The sequence below is a fragment of the Nakamurella deserti genome, from assembly GCF_003260015.1.
Lineage (GTDB): Bacteria > Actinomycetota > Actinomycetes > Mycobacteriales > Nakamurellaceae > Nakamurella > Nakamurella deserti.
On record NZ_QCXS01000001.1, the window covers coordinates 43,471 to 64,017 of the forward strand.

15 protein-coding genes and 1 pseudogene are annotated in these 20,547 nt (G+C 70.0%); 8 read left to right on the forward strand and 8 right to left on the reverse strand.

The features are described 5' to 3' along the window. Nucleotides 1-96 precede the first annotated feature (96 nt). The 6 genes from DB033_RS00125 (at nt 97) to DB033_RS00150 (ending at nt 9,161) form a co-directional block, all read left to right on the forward strand. Complete coding sequence (locus tag DB033_RS00125) at nt 97-582, forward strand: NUDIX hydrolase (protein ID WP_240615656.1); 486 nt, start codon at nt 97-99, stop codon at nt 580-582. Then, nucleotides 579-2,951 carry a DUF6049 family protein gene (locus DB033_RS00130; RefSeq protein WP_111764913.1) on the forward strand — a complete coding sequence of 791 codons (2,373 nt, stop codon included), beginning with the start codon at nt 579-581 and terminating at the stop codon, nt 2,949-2,951. Before DB033_RS00125 ends, DB033_RS00130 begins: the two co-directional genes overlap by 4 nt. A 56-nt stretch (nt 2,952-3,007) precedes the next feature. Then, nucleotides 3,008-6,442: a murein biosynthesis integral membrane protein MurJ gene (gene murJ / locus DB033_RS00135; RefSeq protein WP_157970418.1), complete on the forward strand. Its 3,435-nt coding sequence runs from the start codon at nt 3,008-3,010 to the stop codon at nt 6,440-6,442. A 177-nt stretch (nt 6,443-6,619) separates the two neighbouring features. Further along, nucleotides 6,620-7,603 (forward strand): thioredoxin-disulfide reductase, encoded by a 984-nt coding sequence (trxB, locus tag DB033_RS00140; RefSeq protein ID WP_111764915.1) that lies wholly within the window; start codon nt 6,620-6,622, stop codon nt 7,601-7,603. 51 nt (nt 7,604-7,654) lie between these two features. After that, nucleotides 7,655-7,990 carry a thioredoxin gene (gene trxA / locus DB033_RS00145; RefSeq protein ID WP_111764916.1) on the forward strand — a complete coding sequence of 112 codons (336 nt, stop codon included), beginning with the start codon at nt 7,655-7,657 and terminating at the stop codon, nt 7,988-7,990. A gap of 19 nt (nt 7,991-8,009) precedes the next feature. After that, nucleotides 8,010-9,161 carry an N-acetylmuramoyl-L-alanine amidase gene (locus DB033_RS00150; protein WP_111764917.1) on the forward strand — a complete coding sequence of 384 codons (1,152 nt, stop codon included), beginning with the start codon at nt 8,010-8,012 and terminating at the stop codon, nt 9,159-9,161. Here DB033_RS00150 and DB033_RS00155 read toward each other — a convergent pair. Further along, complete coding sequence (locus DB033_RS00155) at nt 9,131-9,799, reverse strand: GNAT family N-acetyltransferase (protein WP_240615657.1); 669 nt, start codon at nt 9,797-9,799, stop codon at nt 9,131-9,133. The two genes, DB033_RS00150 and DB033_RS00155, sit on opposite strands and share 31 nt — an antisense overlap. Nucleotides 9,800-9,974: 175 nt before the next feature. Here DB033_RS00155 and DB033_RS00160 point away from each other — a divergent pair, with 175 nt between their 5' ends. Beyond that, nucleotides 9,975-11,264 carry an aminotransferase-like domain-containing protein gene (locus DB033_RS00160; RefSeq protein WP_111764919.1) on the forward strand — a complete coding sequence of 430 codons (1,290 nt, stop codon included), beginning with the start codon at nt 9,975-9,977 and terminating at the stop codon, nt 11,262-11,264. A gap of 82 nt (nt 11,265-11,346) precedes the next feature. After that, a complete protein-coding gene (locus DB033_RS00165; protein WP_111764920.1) occupies nt 11,347-12,309 on the forward strand; it encodes a D-alanine--D-alanine ligase family protein in 963 nt (320 codons plus the stop codon). 58 nt (nt 12,310-12,367) lie between these two features. Here DB033_RS00165 and DB033_RS21750 read toward each other — a convergent pair. From DB033_RS21750 to yidD, 7 genes and pseudogenes are all read right to left on the reverse strand, one after another. Then, nucleotides 12,368-13,116: pseudogene (locus DB033_RS21750) on the reverse strand (class I SAM-dependent DNA methyltransferase). 249 nt (nt 13,117-13,365) lie between these two features. After that, nucleotides 13,366-14,454 carry a ParB/RepB/Spo0J family partition protein gene (locus tag DB033_RS00175; RefSeq protein ID WP_111764921.1) on the reverse strand — a complete coding sequence of 363 codons (1,089 nt, stop codon included), beginning with the start codon at nt 14,452-14,454 and terminating at the stop codon, nt 13,366-13,368. Continuing rightward, nucleotides 14,451-15,275, reverse strand: a complete 825-nt coding sequence (locus DB033_RS00180; protein WP_276309175.1) for a ParA family protein — start codon at nt 15,273-15,275, stop codon at nt 14,451-14,453. Before DB033_RS00180 ends, DB033_RS00175 begins: the two co-directional genes overlap by 4 nt. Before the next feature lie 2,612 nt (nt 15,276-17,887). Then, nucleotides 17,888-18,529 (reverse strand): 16S rRNA (guanine(527)-N(7))-methyltransferase RsmG, encoded by a 642-nt coding sequence (rsmG, locus tag DB033_RS00190; protein ID WP_205843576.1) that lies wholly within the window; start codon nt 18,527-18,529, stop codon nt 17,888-17,890. Nucleotides 18,530-18,582: 53 nt separating this feature from the next. Beyond that, nucleotides 18,583-19,140, reverse strand: coding sequence for a Jag family protein (locus DB033_RS00195; RefSeq protein WP_111764925.1), 558 nt, complete (start codon nt 19,138-19,140; stop codon nt 18,583-18,585). Between the two features lie 53 nt (nt 19,141-19,193). Further along, nucleotides 19,194-20,306 carry a membrane protein insertase YidC gene (gene yidC / locus DB033_RS00200; RefSeq protein ID WP_205843577.1) on the reverse strand — a complete coding sequence of 371 codons (1,113 nt, stop codon included), beginning with the start codon at nt 20,304-20,306 and terminating at the stop codon, nt 19,194-19,196. Then, the gene (gene yidD / locus DB033_RS00205) at nt 20,303-20,536 is read right to left on the reverse strand and encodes a membrane protein insertion efficiency factor YidD (protein WP_205843581.1); all 234 of its coding nucleotides are present in this window, start codon (nt 20,534-20,536) and stop codon (nt 20,303-20,305) included. The genes yidC and yidD overlap by 4 nt, the downstream gene beginning before the upstream one ends. Between the last annotated feature and the right edge of the window lie 11 nt (nt 20,537-20,547).

Here is a 20,547-nt window from a genome sequence, read left to right on the forward strand (position 1 = left end):
CAACCGGCTCGAGTGCCGGCTCCGGTGAGCGGAAACTCCCCCTCGACGCGCTCCACGGACATCGGGGGCGTCTGCCCGCCCACCTAAGATCACCAGGTGTCCACTCCTCGTCCCGTGCCTGGTCGGCGGCCCGCCGTCCGCGCCGCGGCGCGCCGGACCGATGAGGTTTCCGCAGGTGGACTCGTCGTCCGGGTCGACGACGGGATCGCCGTCGCCGCGATCATCGGACGGCTGGACCGCCGGGGCCGACTGCGCTGGTCACTGCCCAAGGGGCACCTCGAAGCCGGCGAGACCACCGAGCAGGCGGCGGTCCGCGAGGTCGAGGAGGAGACCGGCATCGCCGGCCGGATCACCGCACGGCTGGGCAGTGTCGACTACTCCTTCGCCGCCGCCGGCCGCCGCATCCACAAACGCGTGCACCACTTCCTGATGGAGGCGGTCTCGGGTGAGCTGTCCGACGCCGACGTGGAGGTCACCGAGGTGGCCTGGGTGCCGCTGACCGATCTGCCGGGCCGGCTCGCCTACGCCGGCGAACGTCGGCTGGTGGCCCGCGCGACGGAGATCCTCGCGGAGTCCGCGTGACGCGTCCGGTGCGACGGATCCGCTGGCTACTGGCCGCGGTGCTCGCCGTCGCCGTGAGCACGCCGCTGGTGACGACGCCCCCGCCGGCCGGGGCGGCCGCACCGCAGGGTGAGTACGCCGGCACCCTGCGCTTCGAGGTCCGCAGCCTCACCCCCGCGCTCGTGTCACCGACGGAGTCGACCGTGGTGATCCGCGGCTCGATGGTCAACACCGGCAGCGAGGAGCTCACCGGAGTGGTCGCCCGGTTCCAGCGCGGCGAGGCCCTGAGCAGCACCGACGAGGTCCGCCGGGCGATCGACGACCCCGGCCAGCCGGAGAGCGTGCTGACCGGGTTCACTCCGGTGACCGACACGATCGCGGCCGGCCAGACGGTCGACTTCACCCTGGAGACCGACGCCTTCAGCCGCCCCCGGGTCGGCCTCGGCGTCACGGCCCCCGGCGTGTACCCGGTGATGGTCAACGTCAACGCCGGCTTCGACTCCGGCCCCGAGGACGGGGCCCGGGTCGGCGAGTTGCACACCCTGCTGACCGTCGGCTCGGTGCCCGGCGGCACTCCCGCCACGGGCACCCGGCAGGCCGTGAGCATGCTGATGCCGTTGGTGGACCGGCCGCACCGGGACCCGACCGGCGCGTTCTTCGACGACGACCTGGCCGCCCTGATCAGCACCGGCGGGCGGCTGGAGGACGTGCTGTCCGCCGCCGAAGCCCCTGACCTGCCCGCCGGCGCGGTCACCCTGGCCGTGGACCCGGAGCTGCTCGAGGAATTGCGGTTGATGGCGCAGGGCTACGTCGTCGGACCCTCCGTCGTCACCCTCGGTCCCGCGGACCCGGCCGGGTCCACCACCGCGTCGTCGACCACCGGTGCCGCTCCCCCGCCGACCGGCGGCGCCACTTCCCCGGACACCGCGGGTGCGGCGCCCTCTTCCCCGGTCGCCCCGTCCTCGGCCGGCCTCGACACAGCCACCACCACCTCGGGTGCGGGGGCGGCCACCACGTCCGCGACGGCGTCGGACGCCGCCTTCCAGCCCGTGCCCGGCCCGGACACGGTGCCCGGTGCCGGTGCGGGCGCCGCGGCGGACTTCCTGGGACGGCTGCGGGCGCTGGCCACCACCACGCCGGTGCTCGTCCTGCCCTACACCGACATCGACGCGACGGCGGCGGTGCGGGCGAACCATCCGGAGCAGGTGACGTCGGCGGTCGCGCAGGGCCGCGCGCTCGCCACGGCCGTCCTCGGCCCGCAGGCGCAGCTGATCACCGACGTCGGATGGCCCATCGACGGGCTCGTCGACCCGATGACGCTGTCCGTGTTGCGCAGCACCGGACAGGACACCGTCGTCCTCGACCGGGCCGGGGTCGAGGACGTCACCGGTGACCGCGCCACCATCGGCACCGGCTCGGGCGACGTCACCGCGGTGCTGGCCACGGCGTCGGTGCCGGACAGCCCGGTCGATCTCAACCACTTCACCGCCCTCACCGCCCAGCGGTGGCTCAGCGGCGACACGGCCGCCACCGTGATCGCCCCACCCCGCAGCTGGCAGCCCGACCGCGACGAGTACGCCGCCCTCACCGACCTGATGCGCACCCTGGGCGGCAGCGGTCTCGTCGACGGCCTTCCCATCGACCGCGTCGCGTCGCGGGCGGCCACCGGTGACGGTGCGGCCGCCCGGTTGGCCTACCCGGACGCCGCCGCCGCCCGGGAACTGCCGGTGCGACTGTTCGCCGAGGTGCAGGGACTGGCCGGACTGATGGCCTCGACCCAGGCCGCCTTCGATCCGCTGCCCACCGACGACCGGACGACCATCGCACCCGACGACATCTTCGCCGGCACCCAGGCCGGACTGTCCCGGCAGGCGGCCGGCGGGTTCCGGGCCGACCTCGGCGCCGCCAACCGGTCGAACGCCGCGGTGCAGGATCTCGTCGACGCCGTGCAGAGCGGCGTCGGCATCAGTCCACCGGCCAGCGTGTACACCCTGACCTCGGCCACGTCCCCGCTGCTGGTGACCATCGCGAACCGGCTGCCCTACGCCGCCCACGTCCGCATCTCCGTCGACGCCAGCGACGCCTTCCGGGCCGGCATCACGGTCACCGACGTCGGGGTGCAGACCGTGCCGGCCGCCGGGGTGATCCAGGTGCTGCTGCCGTCGGAGGTGACCCGCTCCGGCGCGCTGAGCCTGAAGGTGAAGCTGACCACCCCGGACGGCGCCGCCTGGGGCCCGGAGCAGGAACTCCAGCTGCGGTCGACGGCGATCGGCTCGTTCACCGTGGTGCTGATCATCGCCGCGGGCGCGATCGTGGTGCTGACCACCGCGATCCGCATCCGCAAGCGGTACCGGCAGCGCCGGGAACGGATCGCGGCCGGACTCCAGTGAGCCGCCCCGAGAGCAGCGACACCACCCAGTACACCGACACCGAGGGGAGTCCCCCTGTGACCGCCACGGCCACCCCGTCCCCGCGGGGGATCGTCCGCGCCAGTGCGCTGATGGCGGTGGCCGCGCTCACCAGCCGGGTGACCGGGCTGCTGTCGAAGGTGGTGCTGCTCGGGGTTCTCGGGCTCACCGTCAACGATTCCTACTGGCTCGCGAACACGCTGCCCAACATCGTCTTCGAGCTCCTGATCGGCGGGGTGCTGACGTCGGTGGCCATCCCGCTGCTGGCCCGCGCGCAGCGCAGCGATCCCGACGGCGGCGTCGCCTACACGCAGCAACTGGTGACCCTGGCCCTCGTGGCCCTGACGGTGACCACCCTCGTCGCCGTCGCGGCGGCACCGTTGCTCATCGATCTGTACCTGTCCCCCTCGTTCCAGGGCGACACCCGGCTCGCGACGGTGCTGGCCTACCTGCTGCTCCCGCAGATCCTCTTCTACGGGCTGGCCGCCCTCTTCGGAGCGATCCTCAACACCAAGGAGCGGTTCGCCGGACCGGCCTGGGCGCCGGTCCTGAACAACGTCGTGGTCATCGGCATGGCCGTCTACCTCGCCTTCCTGCCGGGTGGCCTGAACGGGGTCGTCGGCCGCAGCGGCGACCGGGACCTCTTCGGCCCGCCGACCACGACCCAGATCCTGGTGCTGGGCATCGGCACCACCGCGGGAATCGTGCTCCAGGCGATGGTGCTGCTGCCGTCGTTGCGCAGGGCCGGCTTCCGTTTCCGGTGGCGTCTGCGGTGGGACGCGCGGATGGGCGAGGCCGGTGGATTGGCGGGCTGGGCGGTCGCCTACGTGGTGGTGTCGCAGGTCGGCTACGTCGTCGCGACCAACCTCGCCAGCCGCGTCGACGGCGGCATCAGCACCTTCAGCTTCGCCAATCTCCTGTTCCAGACGCCCTACGGGATCCTCGGCGTCTCGGTGCTGACCGCGGTGATGCCCCGGATGAGCAGGCACGCGGCAGCCGGCGAGATGGAGTTGGTCAAGGACGACGTCTCGCTGGCCAACCGTCTGTCGACCGTGGCGCTGCTGCCGATCACCGCCGGCGTGCTGGCGCTGTCCGGTGCGATCGGAGTGCTCACATCGGCCTACAACAAGGTGTCCATCGACGCCGCCATCCAGATCGGGATCACGTTCGCGGCCCTCGGTGTGGGGCTCGTGCCGCTGGCCATGACGTTGGTCCAGATGCGTGTCTTCTACGCGATGAAGGACGGCCGGACCCCGGTCGTCATCAACGCGGTCATGGTGGGCATCAGGATCCCGCTGTTCCTGCTCGCCGCCACCCTCTCACCGGACCTGCTCATCCCGGGTCTGGCCGGCGCGACCGCGATCTCATACATCGTCGGTGCCGTGGTCGGGGAGCTGTGGCTGCGCCATCGTTTCGGCCCGATGGGCAGCCGTCGGATGCTGCGCACCCTGGCCAAGATGGCTGTGGCCTCCGTCGTGGCCGGCGGCGCCGCCTTCGGCGTCGTCCGTCTCGGTTGGGGTGGTCATCCTGACGGCTGGTGGGCGGCGCTGGCTCAGGGCCTGGCCGGTGGCGCGGTCGGCGCCCTGGTCATCGCCGTCGCCGCGGTGCTGCTCAAGGTCGAGGAGTTCGAACCCCTGGTCCGTCGACTCCGGGTGATCGTGCGCCGCCAGGGTCGTCAGGTGGGTTCGGGAGGAGACCCAGCAGGTAGCGTGGCTACGACCGATGTCGACCTCCCCGATGTGGCGAGCAGAGAGCAGGTGAGCATCCCGGTGAGCCGCGACCCCTCCGCTCCGGACGAGTCCGACTCCACCCGCACCGCTCCCGACCTCTCCACCGTGACCCCCGCCCCGGCATCCGGGTCGCAGGTGCCGCCCGGCCGTGACGACACGCCGGCCGGCAGCGCTCCGCGCGCCGAGTCCGACGCCGCCCGGGTGGCTCCCGGCTCGATGGTCGGCGGTCGCTACCGCCTGGTCAGCCTGGTGGCGGTGGACGCCGGAGGGAACCGCTTCTGGCGGGCGAAGGACACCGTGCTCCCCCGGGACATGGCCGTGACGCTGCTGCCCGACGGGCCCAGCACCAACGCCACGGTGACCACCACGCTGCGCGCCGGCCGCCTGCACCACATCGGCCTGCCGCAGACGCTGGACCTCGGCACAGAGAACGGCATGTCCTACGTCGTCGGCCAGTGGGTCGACGGCGCCACCCTCACCGACCTGCTCGCCGGCGGTCCGCTCGACGGCGACGTCGCCGGGTCGGTCACGGCCAAGGTGGCCGACGCGGTCGCCGAGGCACACCGCAACGGCATCGCCCTCGGCGCGCTGCACCCCTCGCTGGTGCGGGTCAACTTCGACGGACAGGTGCGGCTCAGTCACGTCCTGGCCTACCCCGGAGCGACCCCGGAGCAGGACATCCGCGCGGTCGGCGCGCTGCTGTACCTGATGATCACCGGAACCTTCCCGCTGCCCCAGAACGGGATGAGTCCACCGCTGACCGCGGCGCCCACCGGCGGTGGTCGCGAGCTGCCCGCCGACGAGGTGCGCACCACCGCCCCGGCCGGGTTGTCCGCGCTGGCCGAGCGCGCGCTGCACCCGGAGGGACCGCACGGCGTCCGCTCGGCCGCCGCCATCGCCGCGCTGCTGCACAGCGCCGAGGCCGTTCCGGTCGCCGCCGGCGCGGAACCCGACGAGGAGCCGGTGCTCACGGCCGGTCAGCTCGCCGAACGCCGACTGATCCGGGAGCGCCGCGCCAAGCTCGGCGTCGCGGGGGTCATGCTGCTCGCGCTGACCGTGCTGGTCGCCATCGTCATCGGCAGCGCGATCAAGCGCGTGGTGGACTCGGTGCAGGACCCGGTCATCACCTCCGACCAGGCTCTCGACGTCACCCCCGAGACCCTCGCCCCGACGGCCGGCGACACGTCGGCGCCGGTGGACACCGCGACGCCGGAGACCACCGCGGAGGCGCCGCCCACGAGCGCTGCGGTCACCCCGGTGCCGGTGGCGATCACCGCCGGCGAGGTCTACGACCCGCAGGGCCGGGGTCAGAAGGACTACGTCAGCTACATCGACCGCGCCTTCGACGGCGATCCCGGCACGGCCTGGCAGACCTTCGCCTACTTCCAGCAGTTCGGGCCGAACGGGCTCAAGACCGGTGTCGGGTTGATGCTGACGCTGGACCGCGAGGTGAGACCGCTCACCGTCACGGTCGCGACGACCACCCCGAGCACGGCGGACTGCGCCACCACGAACAACTGCATGAAGGTCCAGATCCGCGCGTCGGACGGCGACATCGACGCCCCGCTCGACGCCACCACCGTGCTGGCCGAGTCGCAGATCGGCGACGCGCCCGCGGCCATCGCGATCCCCGACACCGCGCCGACCTCGCGCTACCTGATCGTGTTCGTGTCCGGGCTGACCGGCGGCGGCAACAACTGGGAAGCGTCGCTGAGCGAGATCCAGGTGACCGCGGCGGGCTGAGAACCGTCCGTACGCGCCGGTCGCGGCGCCGCCCGGGATGCCCGGGACGGGGAATGAACGCCGGTATCGTGGCGTTCCAGCGGGTGCGTCCGGGAACCTCCGGAGGCACCGTTTCCGTAGTACACGACATGCGCGGCCGGTCGGGTGAGTCCCGGCGTCAGGCCGGTGAGGAGTCACGTGACCACGCTTCATGACGTCATCGTCATCGGATCCGGCCCGGCCGGGTACACCGCCGCCATCTACCTGGCGCGCGCGGACCTGAAGCCGCTGGTGTTCGAGGGCTCGCAGCTGGGTGGCGCGCTGATGACGACCACCGAGGTGGAGAACTTCCCCGGTTTCCCGGAGGGCATCCAGGGTCCCGACCTGATGGTCAAGATGCGTGAGCAGGCCGCGCGCTTCGGTGCGGATCTGCGCAGCGAGGACGTCGAGTCCGTCGAGCTGGACGGCCCGGTCAAGAAGGTCCGGGTGGACGGCAACGAGTACCTCGCCCGCGCCGTCGTGCTGGCGACCGGTTCGGCCGCCCGCTACCTCGACCTCCCCGACGAGCAGCGGCTGATCGGCCGTGGCGTGTCGGCGTGCGCGACCTGTGACGGCTTCTTCTTCCGCGACCAGGACGTCGCCGTCGTGGGCGGCGGCGACTCGGCCATGGAGGAGGCGACGTTCCTGTCGCGATTCGCCCGGTCGGTCACGATCGTGCACCGCCGTGACACCTTCCGCGCCAGCGCGATCATGTTGGACCGCGCCAAGGCCGACCCGAAGATCCGCTGGGCCACCGACGCCGCCGTCACGGGGGTCCGGGGCGACTCCAGCGTGGAGGGGCTCGAACTCACCGACACCCGCACCGGAGAGACCCGCGACCTGGACGTGACCGGCCTGTTCCTGGCCATCGGTCACGATCCGCGCTCGCAGCTGTTCCGCGGGCAGGTCGCCGTCGACGACGAGGGCTACGTGCAGACCCGTGGTCGTACCTCGCTCACCGACATCGCCGGGGTCTTCGCGTGTGGTGACCTGGTCGACCACATCTACCGGCAGGCCATCACCGCCGCCGGCTCGGGGTGCGCGGCCGCGTTGGACGCCCAGCACTACCTGGCGTCGCACGGCGCGCACACCACCGATCCGGAACCGGAGCTCGCCGCCGACCCGGTCCCGGTCTCGGTCTGATCTCCCCACTCCCCCGTCTTTCCCCGCACCACCTGAACTGAAGGAGCCACCATGGCCACCGGAACCAGCAACACCGTCACCGTCACCGACGCGAGCTTCGCCGACGACGTCCTGATGTCCGACAAGCCGGTCATCGTCGACTTCTGGGCGGAGTGGTGCGGGCCGTGCCGGATGGTCGCCCCGGTGCTCGAGGAGATCGCCGGTGCCCACCGCGACAAGGTGACCATCGCCAAGATCGACGTCGACGCCAACCCGCAGGTCTCGCAGGACTACAAGATCCTGTCGATCCCCACGCTGCTGGTCTTCCAGGGCGGCAAGCCGGTCAAGCAGATCATCGGGGCCAAGCCGAAGGCAGCGCTGCTGGCGGAGTTCGCCGAGTACCTGTGAGCCGGGTTACGGTAAACGGATGTTGCTCAGGCGCGGAGACCACGGCTCACTCGTAGCCTCGGTCCGGTCCACCCTGGCGTCGCTGACCCTGCTGCCGCCGGACCTCGACACCCCCGACTCGGCCGTCGTCTTCGACGACGGCCTGGACGCGGCGGTGCGGGCGTTCCAGCAGCAGCGGGGTCTGATCGTCGACGGCATCGTCGGTCCGATGACGCTGCGGTCGCTCAACGACGCCCGCTGGCGGGTCGGTGACCGGATGCTGGCGTACACCCTGTCGGCCCCGATGACCGGGGACGACGTGCTGGCGCTGCAGCAGCGGTTGGCCGAGCTCGGCTACAACACCGGCCAGACCGACGGCATCTTCGGGCCCAAGACCGACCGCTGTGTGCGCGAGTTCCAGCGCGACCGCGGGCTGTCCGACGACGGCGTGTTCGGGCCGCAGACCTTCAAGGAACTGACCCGGATGGGCCGGATGGTCACCGGAGGCCGTGCCCAGTTCCTCCGTGAGCAGCAGACCGCCCGCCGGCGCGGGCCGGGACTGCGCGGCAAGCGCATCGTGCTCGACCCGGCGCTCGGCGGGGACGACACCGGGTGGGAGGTCGACGGGCTGTGCGCCCGCGACCTGTCGTTCGACATCGCCCGGCGCCTCGAGGGCCGGATGACGGCCACCGGCATGGAGACGTTCCTGACCCGGGGCCAACGCGAGAACCCGACGCAGGCGGAGCGGGCCGAGGTCGCCAACGCGGTGGACGCGGATCTGCTGATCAGCCTCAACGTGGACGGGTGCGCGTCACCGCTGGCGGAGGGGATCGCCGCCTTCCACTTCGGTACCGACGCGGGCGGCTCCTCCACCCTGGGTGAGACGCTGGCCGCGTTGATCCAGCGTGAGGTCGTCGCCCGGACGCACTTCGTGGACTGCCGGGTGCAGCACCGGCCCTGGGACATCCTGCGGTTGACGCAGATGCCCGCCGTCCGGATCGATCTCGGCTACCTCACGAACCCGGGCAACCGGGCCGCGCTGGCGCGCGAGGAGTTCCGCGACACCGTCGCCGACGGCATCCTGGTCGCGGTGAAGCGGCTCTACCTGGACGGCCGCGACGAGCCGCACACCGGCACGTTCACCTTCTCCGACCTGCTGGCCTACGAGCAGACCCGGACCGCCGCGATCTGAGGCGCCGGGCCGGCCGGGATCACGATGACCGAGAACAACTGCTCCAGCGCGGACTCGACGTCGGCCTTCCAACCCAGAGCCGACTCGAGCTCCAGCCGGAGCCGCGGGTAACGGTGGTGCGGGCCGACCTCGGTGAATCCCAGCCGCAACCCGAACTCCGCCGGCAGCAGGCACGGCGGGATCGTCTCGTCGGACGGCAGGTGGGTCAGCTCCCCCCGGTGGCCGAACATCTCGATGGCCCGGACACCACGGCCGGCGAGGTGCTTGGCCACGCCCTGCAGCAGCGTCCGCGCATGCCCCCGCCCGCGGTGGGCCGGTTGGATGGTCGCCGTCATCAGCAGGACGGCGTCAGGACTGACCGGCGCGGTCGGGAAGTTGGCCGCGGTGGAGACGGCGGTAGGCGGGGCGTACACCGCGTGTCCCACCACCTCGTCGTCGACGGTCAGCAGCTGTCCGCAGGCACCCCAGCTCAACATCACCCCCGACAGCCAGACCTCCTTCTCGAACTCCGCCTGACCGGCGTTGGCGACCTTGCCCGAGCGATCCGGACCGAGCTCCCAGCGGATGCACGACCGGCACGGCGCGGGAAGCCGGGAGATCGTGTCGAGGTTCAGCGGTATCAGAGCGCTCTCGCCCACGCACCGCTCCTTTCTCTCGCCAGTTGTCCAGGATAGGCGCTGCCGCCCGGCACGGTCGGGGGTGTGAGCGGCTCCGCATCCCGTCGGGTCGTCGGTCCGTGGGTGGCGGCGACCTAGAATGGGGAGAACTCCCGGCGCACTGCCGCGTGCGCCGACCAGCCCCGAGGACCGCTCCATGACCGGCAACAGCCTCGATCAGCACCTGCAGCGCTACGCCCAACGGACCACGGGCATGCGGGCGTCGGCGATCCGGGCGCTGTTCTCGGTGGCGAACCGGCCGGAGGTGGTCTCCCTCGCAGGCGGCATGCCGTTCCTGAACTCCCTGCCGCTCGAGGCGCTCGCCGTCGACGCGGCGCAACTGGTCGGTGAGGAAGGGCTCGTCGCTCTGCAGTACGGCTCCGGTCAGGGGATCCTGCGGCTGCGCGAACAGATCTGTCAGGTCATGTCGCTGGAGGGCATCGACGCCCACCCCGACGACGTGGTCGTGACGGTCGGCTCCCAGATGGCGCTGGACCTGACCACCCGCATCTTCATCGACCCGGGCGAGGTCATCCTCGCCGAGGCGCCGTCGTACGTGGGGGCGTTGTCGACGTTCAGCTCCTACCAGGCCAGCGTGGTGCACGTCGCGATGGATGACGGCGGGTTGATCCCCGAGGCGCTGGTAGCGGCGATCGCCGCGGTCCAGGCCTCCGGACGGCGGATCAAGCTCTTGTACACGATCCCGAACTACCACAATCCGGCCGGCGTGACGATGGCGGCCGAACGACGGCCTGTGGTCGCCCAGATCTGCCGCGACGCCGGCATTCTCGTGCTCGAGGACAACCCGTACGGACTGCTCGGCTTCGACGACAAGGTGCACCGGGCGCTGCGCGCCGACGACGCCGACAACGTCATCTACCTCGGCTCGTTCTCCAAGACCTTCGCTCCCGGATTGCGGGTCGGCTGGGTGCTGGCGCCCCACGCCGTGCGCGAGAAACTGGTGCTGGCCAACGAAGCGGCGACGCTGAACCCTCCGGTCTTCAACCAGATGATGATCTCGCGGTACCTCGAGACCTACGACTGGCAGTCGCAGATCAAGGCCTATCAGCACACCTACGCCGAGCGTCGTGACACGATGCTCGCCGCACTCCAGCAGATGATGCCGGCCGGCACCACGTGGACGCATCCGACCGGCGGTTTCTACGTGTGGGTGACGCTGCCGGAAGGTTTCGACACCGCTGCCATGCTGCCCCGCGCGGTGACCAACCGGATCGCCTACGTCCCCGGGAACGCCTTCTACGCCGACGGTCTCGGTTCGCGTCAGATGCGGCTGTCGTTCTGCTTCCCGACACCCGAGCGGATCGTCGAAGGCGTGCGGCGGTTGTCCGACGTCATCGACGCCGAGCTCGACGTGATGCGCACCTTCGGTGCCCACAGCCCGCGTCCTGTGGGCGGGCCCCGATCACCGTCCAACGACACACTGTGATCGAGTGCGCGGCAACGCCCGTGGGGCATGAACCCGGGGACGTCGAAATTCTGGCTGTGCTGACCTGGAAAGAGGTTCCCCGGTGACCGAGCGGCATGTCGTGGTGTTGGCCGGCGGACTGACCCATGAGCGCGACGTCTCGCTGCGGTCGGGTTCGCGGATCGCCGAGTCGTTGCGTCGGCAGGGGCACGAGGTGTCGTTGCGCGACGCCGACGGCTCGCTGCTGGGCTGGCTGCGGGACGCCGAGCCCGACGCGGCGGTGATCGCACTCCACGGCGGCCGCGGTGAGAACGGCGCGGTGCAAGGCATTCTCCAGATGTCCGGGGTGCCGTACCTCGGAACGGCCTCGCGCAACTGCCGTCTGGCGTGGGACAAGTCCACCGCCAAGACGCTGATGGCCCGGGCCGGTCACCGGACCCCCGAGTGGATCACCCTGGCCCATGACACCTTCCGGGACCTCGGCGCTCCGGGGATGATCGACGCGGTCATCGCCGACCTCGGCCTGCCGCTGATGGTGAAGCCACACCAGGGTGGTTCGGCACTCGGCGCCGGCGTGGTGCGCAGCCCCGAGCAGCTCCCGGAGGCCCTCGTCGGTGCGTTCGCGTACGGATCCGTCGTGCTGGTCGAACGTTTCGTCACCGGCACCGAACTGGCGGTCTCGGTCATCGACACCGAAGACGGCCCCGTGGCGCTGCCCGCGGTCGAGATCGCGTTCCCGGGCGACGTCTTCGATTACGAGGCTCGGTACACCGCGGGAATGACGACGTACTTCACCCCCGCCCGCCTGGATGCGGCGACCACGGAGCAGGCATCCGCCCTCGCCGTCGCGGCTCATCGGACTCTCGGCCTGCGGGACATGAGCCGCACCGACATGATCGTCGACGCCGACGGTGCCGCACACTTCCTCGAGGTGAACGTCTCCCCCGGTCTCACCGAGACGTCGATGTTCCCGATGGCGGTGGCCGAGTCCGGACGCGAGCTGGGCGCGTTGTATTCGGAGCTCATCGAGCGGGCGATCGCGCGCTTCCCGCGAGCGGGGTCATAGCCGGAGCCTGTGTCGAGCCGGCGACGGGGACCTTCCGGAGCAATGACGCGTGACGTTCTCACCTGCCGGTCCGCATCGGTCGGACGGGCGCGCGCCACACCGAGACGTGGGATCGCGATTCTGCGGTGAAGGAATGCCGCTCCCAGTCCGACCATCGGCTGGTCAGGTGCATGCCGGCGAGGGTGGCCATCAGATCGAGTTCGGCGGGCCACGCGTAGCGATGTCGGGAGCGAACGGCTGGGCGTTCCCGGTCGCCGACCCAGTAGTGATGCGAGGTCAACAACTGGCGTACCGTGTCGAAGGTGTCCACTCCGACGTGACGGTCACCGTGGTCGAAGACGACGGCGTCGTCCCCCGGTGTCAACCGGCGGAGGTCAGGTGCGCCGAGCTCGACGACGAGCCCCCCGGGACGAGATGTGCGGAGGCGTTGCGGAAGCACGCCACCTGTTCCTCCTGGATGAGCAGGTTGCTGATGGTGTTGAAGACCAGGTAGATCAAGCTGTAGCGATCTGGCAGCTGTGTGGTCGTCATGTTCCCCACGGTGACGGAAATGTTCGTACCGCCGGGCTTGGCCCGCAGCCGGTCGACCATGGGTTGTGACAGCTCGACGCCGTCGACCGGGACACCGCGAGCGGCCAGCGCCAAGGCGACACGACCGGTGCCGACTGCGAATTCGAGAACCCGCCCACCAGCCGCCTCGTTTTGCAGGAAACGGACCGTGCGTTGCAGAAGCTCCGGCGCGAACATCGCCGCGGTGTCGTCGTCGTCGTGCCGCGCCGCCTCCTCCGTCCACACGTCGTCGGTCATACCCCGGAGTGTGAGCGGCGTCGGCAGGACGATTCCACCGGTTTTCCACGGTCCGGCTCGTCGTCCACCGCACGACCGGCCCGAGACGGGACCTCGGGCCGGTCGGGCGGCTGTCGCGACCATACCGGCGTGCTATCGGGTGATTTCGACTCAGTACACGAGAACAGTTACTTATCAACGGTTGTCGGTCCGCACCCTACGGAATCGTCACCGTGACGAAGGTGCCTGGGGTAGCTGGTTACACGCGTGTCATTCGATATCGGCTCGGGATCGCACCGAGGCCGGTGACCCGTCGCGGCGGCCGCGGATGACGTCGCTGATTCGCGACAGGTCGTCCGTGGTCGCGAATTCGATGACGATGCGGCCCTTCTTCCGACCCATGTCGACCAGGACCCGCGTGTCCAGCAGGTCCCCCAGGTCATTCGCCAGGTCCTCGATGCCGGGCGTGATGACACGCTTTGCGGGCGCTCGCCGCTGGGTGATCCGGCGTCCCGCGAGCATGGTCACCGCCTCCTCCGTGCCGCGGACCGACAACCCTTCGGCGACGATGCGCGCCGCGAGTTCCTCCTGGACCGACGGTTCCTCCAGAGACAGCAGAGCGCGGGCATGCCCGGCGGACAGCACGCCGGCCGCCACCCGCCGCTGAACCGGGACCGGCAGCTTGAGCAGCCGGATGGTGTTGCTGATGACGGGACGGCTCCGGCCCAATCTGGTGGCCAGTTCGTCGTGGGTCACACCGAACTCATCGAGGAGCTGCTGGTACGCGGCGGCCTCTTCCAGCGGGTTGAGGTTGGCGCGGTGGATGTTCTCCAGCAGCGCGTCGCGCAGCAGATCCGCGTCCTCGGTTCGACGGACGATGGCCGGGATGACCTCGAGGTTCGCACGCTGCGCCGCACGCCATCGCCGCTCCCCCATCACCAGTTCGTATCCGCCGGGTCGTTCTCGGACGACGATCGGCTGCAGGAGACCGAACGCACGGATCGAGTGCTCGAGCTCGGCGAGCGCGTCCTCGTCGAAGACCGTGCGCGGGTTGCTCGGATTAGGCGTGATGGACCGTAGCGGGATCTCGCGGTAGTGCGGACCCTCGGTGGTCGTGTCGTCGACGACATGGGTGTCGACTGAGCGCTGGATGTCCTTCTGCCCTCGCCACGTGGCGGCTGTCGGCGGCTCCTGGTCCGTTTCACGTGAAACGTGGTCCGCTGGTGGTCGACGGCGTGGAGGTGGAGGAGTTTCACGTGAAACAGGCCCGGCGATGAGCACATCGGTGATCGGACTCGAAGGCCCACTGGGTATCAACGAGGCAAGGCCACGACCCAGGCCGCCACGGGATTTCGTCACTTCGCGTTCTCCTTCGCGCCTCGGTAGGCGATCTCCTTGGCGGCGTCGAGATAACTCATCGCACCGCGCGAACCTGGGTCATACGTGATCACGGACTGGCCGTAACTGGGGGCCTCCGACACCTTGACCGAACGCGGGATCAACGCGGTCAAAACCGACGCACCGAAATGACGACGTACCTCGTCCGCCACCCCCACCGACAGCTTCGTCCGTGCGTCGTACATGGTGAGCAGGATGGTGCTGAGATCCAGCTCCGGGTTGAGATGCTGCTTGATGCGGTCGATGTTGCCGATGAGCTGACCCAGCCCTTCGAGCGCGTAATACTCACACTGGATGGGGATCATCACTTCGCGCGCGGCGACCATCGCATTGATGGTCAGCAGGCCCAGTGACGGTGGACAGTCGATGAGGACATAGTCGAAGTCGCCGTCGATGGCATCGATGGCTTCCTTCAGTCTGTACTCGCGGCGCTCCATGCCCACCAGCTCGATCTCGATGCCCGCCAGGTCGATCGTCGCGGGGACGCAGCCGAGGCGAGGCGCATCAGGGCAGGTCTGGGCGGCCTCGGCGATCGAGATCTCGCCGAGCAGGACGTCGTACACCGACGGCGTGCCACTGGTCCGGATCGCCCCGAGGGCCGTGCTGGTGTTGCCCTGGGGGTCGAGATCGATCACCAGGACATCCAGCCCGGCCAGGGCCAGGGCCACACCGATGTTCACCGTGGTGGTCGTCTTGCCGACGCCACCCTTCTGGTTGGAGATGGTGATGATGCGCCGGTGCCGCGGGCGGGGGAGCGTGAGGTCACCACTACGCACCTCCATGGCCCTCCGTGCCGCCTCCTCGATGGGCGACTCGGAGAACGCTTCGGTTTCACGTGAAACGGAGGTCGGTGGAGCCCCGACTTCTGCTGTTGACGTCAATCCCTGCATACTGCCTCCCAGCTGGTGCGTCTGTCGAACTTATGACGTGCGCGGTCCGCATCCGGGGATGCGATGATTCGACACGCCAGGTGACGCAGTTCCGGACACGTTCACGTCCGATCGCCACACCACACCGACGGTCTTTCTATCGTCACCGTGACGTAACAGCTCCGGGTCGCAACCAGGTCCGTCGGAGGGTGGCAAAAGGGCCGATTGGTCCCACTGGCGTTGCGATGATTCACGTGAAACAGCATCAGCTCCGCCGAAGCGCTGCCGGCGTCCGGCATCACCATGCCGCCGTGCCCCCACTCGACGATGATCGGGTCGGGGGAGACGGCAATGGGGGAGGGGTCGTCGAACTCCCGTTCCTGGCACAACTCCGTTCGACCGACTGTGCGTCACCCTGCCGGCGACCATGATTCCAACAGGGCGTCCCGGTGACCAAACCCATGACCGCGGCGCCATCGAGGTCATTCACTGCGCGTCGGCGTCAGGAGGCGACGTCAATGTGCCGTGCGATCCACGGTGGACGTCGCCCAGGGCCCGGCCGCAAGAACCCTCCCGACAGAACTCGCGTGGACTCCGAGCTCGCTCCGGCCCTGCGGAGCCTTCCCTGAGGCTCGCGCATGGTTGCACCACTGCCGACACCGACCCCATCAGGCGCACGCACGAAGAGACCGAACAAGGAGATCGGTCGCGATGGCTCATGCGGAATTCGTTGAGACGGCCGGCACCGACTTTCGGCCTGGCATCAATCCGCTCACGTCCTCGGAGCCGCAGCGCCGACTATCAGTCTGGTTCCGCCGAAGCCGGCCACCCGTGCACACGAATCCACACACTGCGGCGCTGCCTTGTCTCGCCTGACAACTCCGGCGTCGACCCCGTGGGACGCCGGCATGGCCTCAGCCGCCCGCACATTCGGGGCTGAGTGCGTCCGACCTGTCCTCAGCACTGCTGTAAGTCGCCGGGCCTGTCCGGCAGGGCTCAACGAGACGCGGTACGCACTTCTACGCGCAGCCGCGCCCGCCGCGGTGAACCGGACCGCAGCGCTGACCTCACAGCCCATCGGGAGCCTTCTCAAGCCGCCCCCGACGTCGTCGCCACTGTCCCGTGCTGCCGGACCGTGGGCCGCGCATCTCTCCTGGAAGAGCAGCGAGTGCCGCCGTACACGACGCCGGAACGAATGGCAGGTTCGCGGACGGGAAACAACAGCTGGCACTTCCCCGGAACGCTCGCGAGCCGCCTCCAGGCCGCCCTCGATGGCGCCCTTGCCGCCACCGTGCCGAGCGCCGTTGTCCGGTCACGCAGCAGATCCGCGGACGACATACACGCCGGGCACCACGAAGCAACCCTCAGCAGCCGCCCTCAGGCCGCCCTCAATGGCGTCCGCGCCGCCACCGTGCCGAGCGCCGTTGTCCGGTCACGCAGCAGATCCGCGGCGAAGACACCACCGGGCAACACGCCACAACCCTTGGCAGCCGACTCAAACCACCTTCGACGGCGTCCGCGCCGCCACCGTGCCGAGCGCCGTTGTCCGGTCACGCAGCAGATCCGCGGCGAAGACACACCGAGCACCACGCCGGAACCCTTAAAAGCCGCCTCAGGCCCCTCGAAGGCGTCCGCGCCGCCACCATGCCGAGCGCCGTTGTCCGGTCACGCAGCAGATCCGCGGCGAAGACACACCGAGCACCACGGAGCAACCCTCAGCAGCCGACTCAGACCCCCTCGACGGCGTCCGCGCCGCCACCGTGCCGAGCGCCGTTGTCCGGTCCCGCAGCAGATCCGCGGAACGCACGGCATTTCCGTGGATGAAACACACACCGGCCGCTGCGCCTGAGCCATCAGCAGCCGGCCCCCGCCCCACTGCACATCACCACTGTCCCTCCAGGGAGCGTGGTTGGCTGCCGGCCGAGCCGATCGCGCAAGCGCTGAGCGCTCTTCGCGACCGAGTCGCATCTGTACCGATGCGATTCGAGTGTGGGGCCATCAACGAGCCCCTGACGCACTCCATCCTGCTCGAGCGTCGATGCCGACATCGGGTGCCCTGACCACCTCCGCCGTAGGGGAGTGCGCGGCGCTTCCGCCCGGTCGACGGGCCAACTTCGACCGTCTGACGCCGAGCCGGCGTGCAGGAACCCCACCACCGCTGGCGAGCGGTGTGTGCCGGTCGGACCCCGTCGCCGCGGAAACTCGGAACAGCACGGGCCGCACGACCGAACGGCTCTGCGCCGTCCCGATCGATGCCGCCCCGGGTAAACCGAGCGCGGCCACACACCATCCGACACCAGCTGCGCCCTCGGGGGACCCACCCCTGCTACCGAGCGACCGCGCCCTCGGCCGCAGGCCGTCCAGCGAACGACCCCTGTTCCGAGCCGCTTACGTCCTCCCCGCAACCAGCGAAGACCGTCACGGTGATGCCGACACCCGCGTCGGCTGGACCTTCACCGACCAGCACCCGCCGGCTCAGCGCGCGGTGCGCCGGCCGGAAACTTCACCGACCGGCACCAGCCGACTCAGCGCGCGGTACGACGCTGCTTCGCCGTGGGCTTGCCGCCCTTGCGCCCGGCCCGACCCGACGAGCGCACGAGGCCGCGGATGACGTAGGTGGGCGGGTCCACCACCCCGTCGCCGACGGTCAACACACTCAGCTCGCCGACGCCGAGGTTGGCGACGGCCTGACGGTCCCGCTCGATCTCCTCCGCGGCCGACGACCCCTTCATCGCCAGGATCTCCCCACCGATCCGGGCCAGCGGGGCCGACCAGGTCATCAGCCTGGCCAGCGGCGCCACCGCACGGGACGTCACGACGTCAGCGCCGCCGCAGCGGTCGACCACCTCGTCCGCACGGCCCCGCAACACCCGCACGTTCGTCAGCTCGAGCGCAGCGACGACCTCGTCGAGGAACGCCGTCCGCCGCTCCAGCGGCTCGACCAGAGTGACCCTGACGTCGGGGCGTGCGATGGCCAGCGGGATTCCCGGCAGACCGGCGCCGCTGCCGACGTCCACGACCGTCGCGTCCGCCGGGACCACCGATGACAGCACCGCGCAGTTCAGCACGTGCCGCGACCAGATGCGGTCGGGCTCGCGGGGGCCGATGAGGCCGCGTTCGACGCCGGCACTCACCAGCCAGTCGGTGTACAGACGGGCGGACGCCAACGAGCCGCCGAACACCTGCGCGGCGCTCGACGGCTCGGACTCCCGCGGCTCGGTCAGGAGCTCGGGGTGACGACGACGCGGCGACGCGGCTCTTCGCCCTCGGACGAGGACGTGACGCCTTCGACCGACGCGACCGCGTCGTGCACGATCTTGCGCTCGAACGGGTTCATGGCCGCGAGCTTCTCCACCTCACCGGAGTCGAGGACCCGGCGCGCGGCGTCGTGCCCGAGCGCGGTGAGCTCTTCGCGCCGACGAGCGCGGTAGCCCCCGATGTCCAGCATCAACCGTGAGCGGACCCCGGTCTCCGCCGCCGCGGCGAGGCGGGTGAGTTCCTGGAGCGCATCCAGCACGGCCCCCCGATCACCGACGAGCTTCTCGAGATCACCGCCACCGACGATGGACACCACAGCACGCTCACCCTCGACGTCGAGGTCGATGTCGCCGTCGTAATCGAGGATGTCCAGCAGTCGTTCCAGGTAATCGCCCGCCGCGTCACCCTCCTCGACCAGCAGTTCGGCGGTCTTGGCCGACCGGCTCTTCTCGGTGGGAGCGGGGGGAACCGCTTCGTCGGACGTCGTCGTCTCGACCGCAGTCACGTCAGTTTCCGTCATCGTTCCAGTCTGCCAATCGTCGCGTCGCTCGGTGGTTCCGTCTGGAGGCGCGGTCAGCGCTTCCGGGTCTTCTTCTTTCCCGGGCCGCCCGGTCGCGCCCCCGCGGGGCGGGCGCCGGGCGCCGGACGCTGGCCGGCGGGGGAGGACCCGTTGGTCGAGCCGGTCCCGGTGGAGCCGTTGGTCGTCCCCGTGCCGTTGGTGCCACTCGCCGGGCCGCTCTTGTCGGTGCCGGTCTTGTCCATGCTGACCGGGTTGATCAGGGGACGCTTCGGGTCGACGGGCTTCGCGCCGGGACGGGGCTTGGTGAAGCTCGCGGCCTGTTGCTCGGCCTCCACGACGGAGGCCAGCTCCGCCTTCTGCCGGTCCTGGATGCGGTGGGCGACGAACAGCTGCCCGAACGTCCAGGTGTTGTTGGACAGCCAGTAGATCAGGATCGCGAGCGGGAAGAACGGTCCACCGGCGACGACGCCCAGCGGGAACAGGTACAGCATGACCTTGTTCATGATCGCGGTCTGCGGGGCCTCGGCGGCCGCGGCGGACTGACGCGCGATGGACTTGCGCGACGTCATGTGGGTGGCGATGCCGGCCAGGATCATCAGCGGGATCGCGACCCACACCACGGTCGCGTGGTGGCCACCGAGCGCGGCCAGTTCGTTCTGCGGCATGGTGATGAACGACGACAGGGGAGCGCCGCCGGTGCCATTGCTGTTGGCGAACAGCTTGGCATCGACGAACGAGCCGACATCGTTCTGACCGAAGAAGTAGTTCTCCGTCTTGCCGGGCTTGAACTCCCGCAGCACGTGGAAGAGGCCCAGGAACACCGGCGCCTGGATCAACGCCGGCAGACAGCCGGCCAGCGGGTTGACGCCGGCCTCCTTGTTGAGCTTCATCAGCTCTTCGGACTGCCGCTGGCGGTCGTCCTTGTACTTCTCGCGGATCTTCTTCATCTGCGGCTGCAGTTCCTGCATGCGCAGCTGCGAGTTCATCTGCTTCATGAACGGCTTGAACAGGATCGCCCGGAGCGTGAAGACGAGGAACACCACGGAGAGCACCCAGGCCCAGCCGTTGTCGGCGCCCATGAACGACCCGAACACCTTGTGCCAGACCCAGAGGATGCCGGACACCGGGTAGTAGACGTAGTCCAGCGAGAAGAAGTTGAAGCTCACGTCGTGGTGCCTCTCCGGGGGGGTACGGGGTCGTAGCCACCAGCGTGCCAGGGATGGCAGCGTCCGATGCGTCGCACGGCGAGCCAGGCGCCGCGAAGGGCACCATGCTCCTGCAGCGCGCCGACGGCATAGGCCGAACAGCTGGGGTAGTAACGGCAGGTCGGGGGGAGCGCGGGGGAGATGAACCGCTGGTAGAAGCGGATGGGCGCGAGGAGCACACGCACCGGCACCGACGTCGCGG